Origin of the sequence: Pseudomonas sp. 58(2021), from assembly GCF_017491585.1 — a bacterium.
Classification (GTDB): domain Bacteria; phylum Pseudomonadota; class Gammaproteobacteria; order Pseudomonadales; family Pseudomonadaceae; genus Aquipseudomonas; species Aquipseudomonas fluorescens_BT.
Map to the genome: position 1 here is coordinate 67516 of NZ_JAFGYZ010000022.1, position 12579 is coordinate 80094.

Here is a 12579-nt window from a genome sequence, read left to right on the forward strand (position 1 = left end):
AACCTTGGCTTTTGGCGCCTTTTGCAGGATCGGAGGTCAGGCCTCGACCTGCGTCCACTGTTTGTTCAGACGCTTGTCGGAGATCGGCACTTTCGTCCCCAACTGCTGAGCGAACAGCGAAACCCGGTACTCCTCCAGCCACCAGCGATACAGCTCAAGCTGCGGATCGCGTTTACCTTCCTGGGCATGCTTGGCGGCGCGGGTCTGGTATTGCGTCCAGAGGCCGGCGAGTTCGCCGCTCCAGACCCGATCCTTCTGAACCTGCGCGCCCAGCTTCTCGAAACGCTGTTCGACCGCTTTCAGGTAACGCGGCAACTCCTTGAGCCACACCATCGGCGTTTCCCGGACGAAGCCCGGATACACCAGATGACCGAGCTGCTGCTTGATGTCGTTCAACGCCACCGCCTGAGCCAGATCGATCTTGCCCTTGAAGCGCTTTTGCAGACCGTGCCAGAGCTTGAGAATTTCCAGGGTCAAACGTGCCACCCGCTCGGCGTGCTCGGTCCAGCTGCCACGCTTGCGCTCGGCCAGTGCCGCCAGGCCTGCGCCGTCGCGAGGTAACGGGTCTTCGCCGTCGAGAATGCAGCTGTCGAGGCTGGCCAGCAGAATGTCTTCCACCAGCGCATCGACCCGACCCAGCTCGCGGTACAGCAAACCCAGTTCGGTCAGGCCCGGCAACTTGCCGCGCAGGAACTTGGCCGGTTCGGCCAGTTGCTGCATCAACAGGCGCTGCAAGGCGCGGCGATGCTGGAACTCGGCCTCGGCCGGCGTCGAGAAGCGACCTTCCTTGACGGTGCCGCCCTCTTCCACCAGCGCCGGATAGACCGTCATCGACAGTCCGGCGATCTTCTGCTGAGTCTTTTGCGCCACCGGCGCGAAGACCTTGGCCTCCACCGGTTGCTGACTTTTCGCACTCTGCGGCACGGCCAATGCGGCCTGGCTGGCTTCGGCGAAACGTGCGGTCAGCTCCGCCAGATCCCGTCCTTCGCCAAGGAACTTGCCCTGGCCGTCGACGATTTCCAGGTTCATCCGCAGATGGCTTTCGACCTGTTGCGCCGCTTCGGCCCAGGCTTCGTCGCTGACCCGCGCACCGGTCATGCGCAGCAGCTCACGACCCAACGCTTGCGGCAACGAACCTTCGGCAAAGGTCATGCGTTGCAGCGCGGCCTTGATGAAGTCCGGCACCGGCACGAAGTTCTTGCGCAAGGCTTTTGGCAGGTTGCGCACCAGCGCAATGCACTTGGCCTCGATCAGCCCCGGCACCAGCCACTCCAGACGCTCCGGTGGCAGCATCGGCAACAGCGGCGCCGGCACACGCAAGGTCACGCCGTCGCGCGGGTGATTCGGTTCGAAGTGGTAACTCAGGGCCAGCTCCAGATCGCCGATGTGCAGCGTGTCCGGGTAATGCTGGGCGGTGACTTCGCTGGCCTCGCGAGCCAGCACGTCTTCCTCGCGCATGATCAGCAGTTGCGGGTCTTTCTGGCTGTTGACCCGATACCAGCTGTCGAACGTCGCGGTCTGATGGATCTCCGCCGGCAGTCGAGCATCGTAGAACGCGAACAGCGTTTCTTCGTCCGCCAGAATGTCCCGGCGGCGAGCCTTGGCTTCCAGTTCGTCGAGTTGTTCCAGCAATTGCTTGTTGGCGGTCAGGCACTTGGCCCGGGACTGGATCTCGCCCCGCACCAGGCCTTCGCGGATGAACAGCTCCCGCGAGACCACCGGATCCACCGGGCCGTAATGCACCGGTCGACGGCCAACCACGATCAGGCCGAACAGGGTGATCTGTTCGAACGCAACGACTTGGCCGCGCTTCTTCTCCCAGTGCGGTTCGAAGTGGTTCTTCTTGATCAGATGCCCGGCCAGCGGTTCGATCCAGTCGGCGTCGATCTTCGCCACCATCCGTGCGTAGAGCTTGGTGGTTTCCACCAGTTCGGCGGTCATCACCCATTGCGGACGCTTCTTGCCGATGCCCGACGAGGGGTGAATCCAGAACCGCCGCTGACGGGCGCCAAGATAGTCGCCGTCCTCGGTTTTCTGCCCGATCTGGCTGAGCAGGCCGACCAATACCGCTTTGTGCAGTTTCGGGTAATCCGCCGGCTCTTTATTGACGCTCAACTGTAAATCGCGGCAGATCAGGCTCAACTGGCGATGGGAATCACGCCACTCGCGCAGGCGCAGGTAGTTGAGGAAATTCTTGCGGCACCAGTTGCGCAGCGGGCTGGCGGTCAGTGCCTGGCGCTGCTCTTCAAAACCGCGCCACAGATTGACCAGCCCGGCGAAGTCCGAATCGACGTCTTTCCACTGAGCGTGGGCCTGATCGGCGGCTTGCTGGCGTTCCGGCGGACGCTCGCGCGGGTCCTGAATCGACATGGCGCTGGCCACGATCAGCACCTCCTGCAAGCTGCCGAGCTTTGCCGCTTCAAGCAACATGCGGCCCATACGCGGGTCCACCGGCAGGCGCGCCAGCTGGCGGCCGAGCGGGGTCAGCTGACTGTTGCGATCCACCGCCGAGAGTTCTTGCAGCAGGTTGAAACCGTCGCTGATCGCCTTGCCGTCCGGCGGTTCGATGAACGGAAAATCCGTGATCTCGCCGAGGCGCAGATGGAGCATCTGCAAAATAACCGCCGCAAGGTTGGTACGCAGAATTTCCGGGTCGGTAAATTCCGGGCGACCAAGGAAATCCTCTTCGCTGTACAAGCGCACGCAGATACCCGGCTCGACCCGGCCGCAGCGACCTTTACGCTGGTTGGCGCTGGCCTGGGAAATCGCTTCGATCGGCAGTCGCTGGACCTTGGCGCGGTAGCTGTAGCGGCTGATGCGCGCGGTGCCGCTGTCGATCACGTAACGGATGCCCGGCACGGTCAGCGAGGTTTCGGCGACGTTGGTCGCCAGCACCACACGACGCCCCGGATGCGACTGGAAAATCCGCTGCTGCTCGGCCGGCGACAGGCGCGCGTACAACGGCAGGATTTCGGTGTGTTTGAGCTGGGCCTTGCGCAGCATGTCGGCGGCGTCGCGGATCTCACGCTCGCCGGGCAGGAACACCAGCACATCGCCGGGGCTGCGGCGCTCGCTGCGCTCGTACGCGGCGATTTCGTCGAGGGTGGCGAGGATCGCCTGATCCACGGTCAGGTCGTCTTCGACGCGGTTGCCCTCTTCGTCCTGCTCAAGCGTCAGCGGGCGATACCAGGTTTCAACCGGGAAGGTGCGTCCGGACACTTCGACAATCGGCGCATCATCGAAATGCTTGGAGAAGCGCTCCAGATCGATGGTCGCCGAAGTGATGATGACCTTCAGGTCCGGACGACGCGGCAGCAGGGTTTTCAGGTAACCGAGCAGAAAATCGATGTTGAGGCTGCGTTCGTGGGCTTCGTCGACAATGATCGTGTCGTAGCGTTCGAGGTAGCGATCGTTCTGGGTTTCCGCCAGCAGGATGCCGTCGGTCATCAGTTTGATCAGCGTATTGGAATCGCTCTGATCCTCGAATCGCACCTGATAGCCGACCAGTGCGCCGAGCGGCGTGCCGAGTTCTTCAGCGACCCGACTGGCCACACTGCGTGCTGCGATTCGACGGGGCTGGGTATGGCCTATCAGACCATGCTGGCCGCGACCGATCTCCAGACAGATTTTCGGCAACTGGGTGGTTTTGCCCGAGCCGGTTTCGCCGGCGATGATCAACACCTGATGCTTTTCCAGGGCCTTCTTGATTTCGTCGCGCTTGGCCGCAATCGGCAGGCTGTCGTCGTAACGGATCACCGGCAGGCTGGCCTTGCGCGCCAGCACCTGATCGCAGGACGCCTGCATGCGCGCCACCCACTGGGCCAGCTTGGCCTCGTCGGGTTTCTTGCGCAGCTCAAGCAACTGCCGCCGCAGCCGGTGGCGGTCGGCGAGCATGGCGTGATCGAGGTTTTTCAGCAGTTTGTCGATGGAGGGCGATTCGTCGGTCATCGGGTACGCAATTCGGTCGTCTAGTGGCGCAAGGACGCGATTGTCGCAGATTTTACGACCGCTGCGCGGCCGATCGCGAGCAGGCTCGCTCCCACCCTGGATTACCAGCGACCATAAAACCGGTGCACAGCGCGATCAAATGTGGGAGCGAGCCTGCTCGCGATGAATTGCGCAGCAATTCCAGAAAGTCACTCGTTATCGAGGCCCTTGCGCCGATACGGGAAGACGTCGATGACTTTTCCGGCCCGGATCGCCTCCTGCAGGCCCTTCCAGTAATCGGCGTTGTACAGCTCACCATGCAACTGATCGAACAACTTGCGCTGCTTGGCATCGGCAAACAGAAACGGCGGAAACTCCTCGGGGAACACGTCCAGCGGTCCAATCGAATACCACGGCTCGGAAGCCATTTCGTCCTCCGGCGTGCGCGGTGGCGGGATGTGGCGGAAGTTGGCTTCGGTGAGGAAGCAAATCTCGTCGTAGTCGTAGAACACCACCCGGCCATGACGGGTGACGCCAAAGTTCTTCAGCAGCATGTCGCCGGGGAAGATGTTGGCCGCCGCCAGTTGCTTGATCGCCAGCCCGTAATCCTCCAGCGCCTCGCGCACCTGGGCTTCGTTGGCGTTTTCCAGATAGAGGTTGAGCGGGGTCATCCGGCGTTCGGTCCAACAGTGGCGGATCAGCACGGTTTCGCCTTCCAGCGACACCGTGGACGGCGCGACTTCCAGCAACTCGGCCAGGCACGCCGGATCGAACTTGCTCAACGGAAAGCGGAAATCAGCGAACTCCTGGGTATCGGCCATGCGCCCGACACGGTCGACGCTTTTCACCAGTCGGTACTTCTCGATCACCGTGGCGCGATCGACGTTTTTCGATGGCGAGAAGCGGTCCTTGATGATCTTGAACACCGTGTTGAAACCCGGCAGCGTGAACACGCTCATGACCATGCCGCGCACGCCCGGAGCCATGATGAACTGGTCGTCGGTGTTGGCCAGGTGATTGATCAGGGCGCGGTAGAACTCGGATTTACCGTGCTTGTAGAAGCCGATCGAGGTGTACAGCTCGGCGATGTGCTTGCCCGGCAGGATGCGCTTGAGAAAGCCGATGAACTCCGCCGGCACCGGCACATCCACCATGAAATACGAACGGGTGAACGAGAAGATGATCGATACATCGGCTTCGTCAGTGATCAGCGCGTCGATCTGAATCCCCCGCCCCTCGCGGTGCAGCAGCGGAATCACCAGCGGCCACTGATCGTCGTTGGTGTAGATGCGTCCGACCAGATAGGCGCCCTTGTTGCGGTACAGCACCGAGGAAAACAGTTCGACGCTCAGCTCCGGATCCTTGCACACCCAGTCCGGCAGGTTCTCGCGCAGTTGCGCTTCCAGACGCTGCAGATCCCGGGGCAGATCGGCGTAATCCTCGCTGAAACGGTAATCGGCAAAAATGCTCGCGAGCATGCCCGACAACTGCCCATGGGGTTTGTAGGTGCGGGTCTGTGCGGCCCGGGCACGGCGCAGGCTCGGCCGGGTGGTATGGATGAACATGCAGCCGTCGCTGATCAGGTCGTGGCTGAACAGTCCGCAGAAGATCGAGTTGTACCAGGTCTCGGAGAGCTCATCGTCAAAACGCAGGTCGATGATGCTGATGTAGGCGCTTTTCACCAGCGGCCAGCAGCTGACATCCATCAGCGTGTCCGCCTCGAAATACTCGCGCAGGCGCGCGACGGTTTCGCCGACCTTGTCTTCGTAGAGGTTGATCCGCGCCGCCGACGCGGTTTGCGTCTCCTGCCAGCGCGCCTGCTCGAAGCGCTCACGGGCGCCATCGGTGATCCGCCGAAAATGCTCGCGGTAATCGTCAAAGCCATCGAGGATCATGCGGGCGATGTCGGTGGCTGGCCATTGCTGCGGCATAGATGAGACCTCTGCGGGAATTGAAGAATCTGTGCTCGAAGGCCTGAGCTTAGCCACGGAACCGGGGACAGGAGAAGCGTAATTTCTGCCAAATCCGCGACCGGGTTGTACAACGACACAGTTTTTATCAAAGTTTTTTTAATCGACCGTTCGGTCAGCAAAGCGGCATCCGCGCTCTTTTCGTGATAACGCGCCAGCCCGCGATTTCACTGGGTTTCGGATCCAATCAAGCAGCGACATCTCTAGCCCGCGGCTTTTCCAGACTTGTCCATTCCTTTCCATTGTCTGCGACGTTGGCGGGTGTCTGCCCTTACCAAGATGATGGCACTTTGATATACAGCCCGCCATTACCCCGCCTCACAACAAGATCCTCGGCCCACGAGGACGACCTCTCTCCCCCAAAGCCCAAGGAGCACATTGATGTCTATCCGGAATCTGCGCATCGGTTTGCGCGCCAGTTTGTGTTTTGCCGTTCTGGCCAGTCTGCTGGTGGTGGTTGGCCTGTTCGGTCTGAGCCAGATGAAAGGCCTTCGCGAAAGCGCAGCCGTGATCGAAGAATCATGGATGCCCAGCATCGAAAGCATTCATGACACAGCGGCGAACATCGCCAGCATCCGCCTTGAATCCCTGCGCCTGATCACCAGCACCCAGGCTGCCGTGCGCGAGCGAAGCAAAGGTATTCTCACGGCGCAGCGACAGGAGCTGCTCAAGCGCCTCGACGATCACAAGGCCTTGATTGCCAACGATCAGGAACGGGCAATGCTGGAAGGCCTGGGTGCAGATACGGCCAAGTACCTGGCGATCCTCGACCAGATCCTCAAACAGATCGACGCCGGTCAAAATGACCAGGCCTACATGCGTCTGACCAATGAACTGGCCCCCCAGGGCAGCGTGCTCGACAAGACCCTGGAGCAAATGATCGCTCTCAATCAACAAGGCGCGGATGCCGCGGCCAAATCCGCGGCGGCGATGTACCAGCAGGCGCTATGGATCGTCGCCACGACTATCGTCATCGCTTTGATTGCCACGTTGCTGCTGGCCTGGCGGCTGACCCGCAGCATCACAGCGCCGATCAATCAGGCGCTGAACGTGGCACGACGGATTGCCTCCGGTGATCTCAGCGGCCGCATCGACAGCGAGGGTCATGATGAAGCGGCACAGTTGCTCACGGCGCTGGCCGAGATGCAGGGCAATCTGCGCTCGACCATTCGCGGCATCAGTGAATCGGCCCAACAGCTTGCCTCCGCCGCCGAAGAAATGAGTTCGGTGATGGAACAGAGCACCCGCGGCCTGCAACAGCAGAACGATCAGATCGAACAGGCCGCCACCGCGGTCACCGAGATGAGCACGGCAGTGGATGAAGTGGCCGCCAATGCGGTATCCAGCGCCGAGGCGTCCCAAGCGTCGAACGAGGACAGCAGGCACGGGCATGTGCAGGTCAGTGAGACCATCAGTTCGATTCAGGAACTGGTCAGTGCCGTGCTCGGTGCCTCCGAACAGGCCGAGGGCCTCGCGACTCAGGCCCAGGACATCAGCAAGGTGCTGGAAGTGATTCGCGGCATCGCCGGGCAGACCAACCTGCTGGCGCTTAACGCCGCCATTGAAGCGGCGCGAGCCGGCGAGGCCGGACGTGGGTTTGCAGTGGTTGCCGACGAGGTCCGCTCGCTGGCCCAGCGCACGCAAAACTCCACCGAAGAAATCGAGCTGATGATCAGCAGCATCCAGCAAGGCACCGGCGCCACTGTCGGCGCGTTGCAAAGCAGCGCCGAGCAAGCCAGCCACACCCTGCGCCGGGCCAACAGCGCTGGCCAGGCTCTGGAGAAAATCACCGCGTCGATCTCGCAGATCAACCAGCGCAATCTGGTGATCGCCAGTGCCGCCGAGCAACAGGCACTGGTGGCCCGGGAAGTCGATGAAAACCTGGTGACCATCCGCGACCTGTCGACGCAGACTGCCGCTGGCGCCACCCAGACGTCTGCCGCCAGTCAGGAACTGTCGCGCCTCGCTGTCGACCTCAACGGGCTGGTGACACGCTTCGTGCTCTGACGGGACAATTAAATGCCCGTTTGGCGGTTGCCATCGTCAGGGCGCTCGGCAACACTCTCGTCCCCATCAAGGAAGGAGTTGCCCGTGAGCCCTGTCGATATTTTCCGCATGTTGTCGCTGGCTGCGATCTGGGGTGCCAGCTTCCTGTTCATGCGCATCATCGCCCCCGCGATCGGCACCGTTCCTACCGGTTTTTTCCGGGTCTCGATCGCGGCCGTCGGTTTGCTGGTGATCCTTGGTCTGATGCGCATCAACTGGGATTTCAAAGGCAAGCTCAAGACCGTGATGATGCTGGGCGTGATCAACTCCGGCGTTCCGGCCACCCTGTATTCCGTCGCAGCCCAGGTACTGCCCGCCGGGTACTCCGCGATCTTCAATGCCACCACGCCACTGATGGGCGTATTGATCGGCGGGCTGTTCTTCAGTGAAAAACTAACGGCGGCCAAGCTGGCCGGAGTTTTCCTTGGTCTGCTCGGCGTGGGTGTGCTGACCCGCGCCGGCCCGGTCGCGTTCGATCTGCCGCTGTTGATGGGCGCTGTCGCCTGCCTGCTCGCAACGACCTGCTACGGCTTCGCCGGCTTCCTCGCCCGGCGCTGGCTGGATCAGGCCGGCGGGCTCGACAGCCGTCTGTCGGCGTTGGGCAGCATGCTCGGTGCGACGCTGTTCCTGCTGCCGCTGTTCGGCTACAGCGTCATCACCCAGCCACCGGTGAGCTGGGGTGGCTGGAATGTCTGGCTGTCGCTGTTGGGCCTGGGTCTGGGCTGCACTGCGTTTGCCTACATCATTTATTTCCGCCTGCTGAGTTCCATCGGGCCGGTGAAATCGATGACCGTGACCTTCATGATCCCGCCATTCGGCGTGTTGTGGGGCGCACTGTTTCTGGATGAACCGCTGTCGATGGCCCACGTGTACGGCGGAGTGTTGATCGCGATTGCGCTATGGCTGGTACTGAAGCCGGCGACAGTGAAACCGGTAGAAGCCGCGACTCGCTGATCGACAGATGCAAAAAGGCCCGGGAGTTTCCTCCCGGGCCTTTTTCATTTGTGGCTGTTACGCCGATTTACGGAACACGAATACCAGTCCGACAATGATCAACAGCATCCCCAGCACGCTCAACGCCGCCAGGCGATTGCCGAAGATCAGGTAGTCCATCACCGCGGTCACGGCAGGCACCAGATAGAACAGACTGGTGACATTCACCAGATTGCCCCGGGCGATCAGTCGATACAGTAGCAACGTCGCCAGCACGGAAACCACCAGTCCCATCCACAACACCGGCACGATGAAACCGGCGCTGTGCTCGAAGTGGAACGGCTGGAACGGCACGACAATCCCGCACAGCAACAGACCGGCCAGGTACTGCACCGGCAGCGTGCCGAGGGGATTGTCGGTGATGCGCTTCTGCATGATCGAACCGAAGGTCATGCTCGCCAACGCCAGCAGCCCGAACAACATCCCCGCCAGCGACATTCCGGCCAGACCGATGCCCTGGTAAACCACCATGATCAGACCCGCCAGCCCCAGCGCCAGACCAAACATCCGGCTCGCCGAGCGCTGCCGCTCCATGATCACCACCGTGAGAATCGGCTGCACGCCCATGATGGTCGCCATCACCCCGGGCGTGACTTTCAGGTCCAGCGCCAGCAGATAAAAGATCTGATAAGCGCCCAACAGCACCACCCCGGTAGCCATCGCATACAGCATCGGCTGGCCGCCCTTGGGCAATTTCAGCTTGAGCAACGGCGCCAGCAGCACCAGCCCGCACAGGGCGATCACAAAACGGATCAGCAGAAAGGCAAAGGGCGAGGCGTGGGCCAGCCCCCACTTGGAGAAGATCGCCCCGCTGCTCCACAGCAGAACGAACAGGCTCGTGGACGCCGCCGCGAGCGCGGACTTTTTCGAAAGGACAAACATGAATACCACCTGTAGTCAGGCAAATAGCCAACTCAGCCGAAGCTGAAATTCAGTAGGTTTTTTCAGGCGGGCACAGGGGTCAGCAGAAAACGCTGATCAGCCCGAAACACCAACGCCCGGCGGTGATACGATTGCGCACACCGGCGTGCTACTGACAGGTGGAGGGAAATGACTGATCTGCACAGGCTGCTGATTCCCGCACGGCACGACGCCAGCGTTGACCGCTGAATCGACTACCGCGTTGATGAGGGATGCAGGCATCTGGGCTGATCTTTTTTGAAGGGATGGAAGGTGACTAGTGGAACTCACGAGCGCCGACTATAACCAGCCTGCGACATGGATTGCAATGACTTGGAGAGGCAGGCGCATAGGCTCGTTTGCAATTGCAACGACCATAGTGAAGACGCCATGAAAGCTGTCGCTGAGAACAAAGCGCCAGGCGCCAAATCGATCAGGGCCAAAGGAAAGCTCTCTGCTGGAGAATTATCTGAAAGGGAGTTACTCCGAATCAGAGAGGCATTTGCTAATCCAGCAGCGGAAGAGCCGGGAGGTGTTCTCGCCGGCGCATCCTTTATCTTCCCCGCATAAAAAACCGCTCACAAGGAGCGGTTTTTTTTACACGTCTGCATCCAGCCTCAACCAAACAGCCAATACCCCAGCAACGTCAACACCACCACCGCCAGCACCGGCCGCATTACGCGGTAGGCCTTTGGATTGCGGCGTTTCCACTGTTTGACCACACCGCTGAACCGGTCGCTGAAGTTCTTGGTCCAGGCATAGGCCCGGTTGATCCCGCCGACGCGCTCGTCGTCGAGGTTCTGCGGGGCGGTGGCACGGCCCAGCCAGGCGCTGATGGCGCGGTTGATGCGGGTCATGAGGCGGTTGCTCAGCGGACGCTCGACGTCGCAGAACAGGATGACGCGGGTCTGTTCGGTTTCGTTCTTGACCCAGTGCACATAAGTCTCGTCGAACATCACGTCTTCACCGTCACGCCAGGCGTAGACCTGACCGTCAACGAAGATCCGGCAATCGTCGGAGTTGGGCGTCGACAACCCCAGGTGATAACGCAGGGAACCGGCGAACGGATCACGGTGCGGGTTCAAGTGGCTGCCGCCCGGCAACAACGCGAACATCGCACCCTTGACGTTGGGAATGGCGCTCACCAGTGCCACGGTTTTCGGGCACAGGGTTTCGGCCGAGGGCAGCGGTTTGTCGTACCACTTGAGGTAGAAACGCTTCCAGCCCTTCTTGAAGAAAGAGCCGAAACCGGCGTCGTTGTTCTTCTCGGCGGCGCGAATGTAGCCCTCGTCGAACAGATGCATCGCTTCGTCGCGGATGGTTTCCCAATTGTCGCGCAGCACGTCCAGTTCCGGGAACTTGCTGCGGTCCAGGTACGGTTTGGACGGCACACCGGAAAACAGGTACATCAAGGCGTTGTACGGAGCGAACAGCGCCGAATGGTTGACGAACTGGCGCAGCACCGGCAAACGCGCCTTGCCGCGCAAATGCACGTAGAGGATGCTGCTCACGAAAAGCAGCAACACCGATACCTTGGCGGCCAACGAAAAGGTCATCAACGACTCCTTGAAAAAAAACAACGCCACGCCCTGTCATTTACCCGACATGGCGGCCGGCCATGATAAACACTACCGGCTCCGGGAAAAACCCGCCCAACCCAAGATTCAGTGTTAAGAATTGCGCAACAAAGCACTAATTAGCATAGCGCTCCTGAACCAGGGCTGACCTGAATCAACGGACCGCTTACTGCTGGTTCTCCTGATCGGTGAACAGATCGCTGAACAACATGCTCGACAGATAACGTTCACCGGAGTCCGGCAGTACCACCACGATGGTCTTGCCCTGCATTTCCGGGGTTTCCGCCAGGCGCACCGCCACAGCCATCGCCGCTCCGCAGGAGATGCCGCACAGAATCCCCTCTTCCTGCATCAGACGCAGCGCCATGACCTTGGATTCTTCGTCGGTGACGCGCTCGACCCGGTCGACCATCGACAGGTCCAGGTTCTTCGGCACAAAACCGGCACCGATACCCTGAATCTTGTGGGGGCTTGGCTTGATCTCCTCACCGGCCAGGGCTTGGGTGATCACCGGCGAAGACACCGGCTCCACAGCCACCGAGATGATCGGCTTGCCCGCCGTATTCTTGATATACCGCGATACACCGGTGATGGTTCCGCCAGTGCCGACGCCCGCCACCAGCACGTCGATGGCGCCGTCGGTGTCGTTCCAGATTTCCGGGCCGGTGGTCTTTTCGTGGATGGCCGGGTTGGCCGGGTTATCGAACTGGGCCGGCATGAAATATTTGCCCGCATCACTGGCAACGATCTCCGCGGCCTTTTCGATCGCGCCTTTCATGCCCTTGGCGGGTTCGGTCAGCACCAGTTCGGCGCCCAATGCCTTGAGTACTTTGCGCCGTTCGATGCTCATCGAGGCCGGCATGGTCAGCAGCAATTTGTAACCGCGAGCGGCCGCCACGAAGGCCAGGCCGATGCCGGTATTGCCCGAAGTCGGCTCGACGATGGTCATGCCCGGCTTGAGTTTGCCGCTGCTTTCGGCGTCCCAGATCATGTTGGCGCCGATCCGGCACTTGACCGAGTAGCCCGGGTTGCGACCTTCGATCTTGGCCAGAATGGTCACGCCACGGGGCGCGATGCGGTTGATCTGCACCAGCGGCGTGTTGCCGATGGAATGGGCGTTGTCAGCAAAAATACGGCTCATGGCTGGGTCCTTGTGCAGCGTTGAA

Annotated in this window: 7 protein-coding genes; 2 read left to right on the forward strand and 5 right to left on the reverse strand. The window is 61.0% G+C overall.

Annotated features, from left to right (window positions below):
- Positions 1-36: 36 nt before the first annotated feature.
- Together hrpA and aceK are read right to left on the reverse strand one after the other, a co-directional pair.
- Positions 37-3948 carry an ATP-dependent RNA helicase HrpA gene (hrpA, locus tag J5M72_RS22905; protein ID WP_207867184.1) on the reverse strand — a complete coding sequence of 1304 codons (3912 nt, stop codon included), beginning with the start codon at positions 3946-3948 and terminating at the stop codon, positions 37-39.
- Positions 3949-4136: 188 nt separating this feature from the next.
- Positions 4137-5858, reverse strand: coding sequence for a bifunctional isocitrate dehydrogenase kinase/phosphatase (gene aceK / locus J5M72_RS22910; protein WP_169429298.1), 1722 nt, complete (start codon positions 5856-5858; stop codon positions 4137-4139).
- A gap of 420 nt (positions 5859-6278) precedes the next feature.
- On the opposite strand from aceK, the gene J5M72_RS22915 reads away from it, so the two are divergent.
- Both J5M72_RS22915 and J5M72_RS22920 read left to right on the forward strand, forming a co-directional pair.
- The gene (locus J5M72_RS22915; RefSeq protein WP_207867185.1) at positions 6279-7904 is read left to right on the forward strand and encodes a methyl-accepting chemotaxis protein; all 1626 of its coding nucleotides are present in this window, start codon (positions 6279-6281) and stop codon (positions 7902-7904) included.
- A gap of 84 nt (positions 7905-7988) precedes the next feature.
- On the forward strand, positions 7989-8897 hold the full coding sequence (locus J5M72_RS22920) for a DMT family transporter (protein ID WP_169429296.1): 909 nt from the start codon (positions 7989-7991) through the stop codon (positions 8895-8897).
- Between the two features lie 57 nt (positions 8898-8954).
- On the opposite strand, the gene J5M72_RS22925 is transcribed toward J5M72_RS22920, so the two are convergent.
- The 3 genes from J5M72_RS22925 to cysK form a co-directional block, all read right to left on the reverse strand.
- Positions 8955-9818: a DMT family transporter gene (locus tag J5M72_RS22925; protein ID WP_207867186.1), complete on the reverse strand. Its 864-nt coding sequence runs from the start codon at positions 9816-9818 to the stop codon at positions 8955-8957.
- Positions 9819-10453: 635 nt separating this feature from the next.
- Positions 10454-11392, reverse strand: coding sequence for an aspartyl/asparaginyl beta-hydroxylase domain-containing protein (locus J5M72_RS22930; protein WP_169429293.1), 939 nt, complete (start codon positions 11390-11392; stop codon positions 10454-10456).
- A 187-nt stretch (positions 11393-11579) separates the two neighbouring features.
- Entirely contained in the window at positions 11580-12554 is a 975-nt protein-coding gene (gene cysK / locus J5M72_RS22935) for a cysteine synthase A (protein ID WP_207867187.1), read from the reverse strand.
- Positions 12555-12579 lie beyond the last annotated feature (25 nt).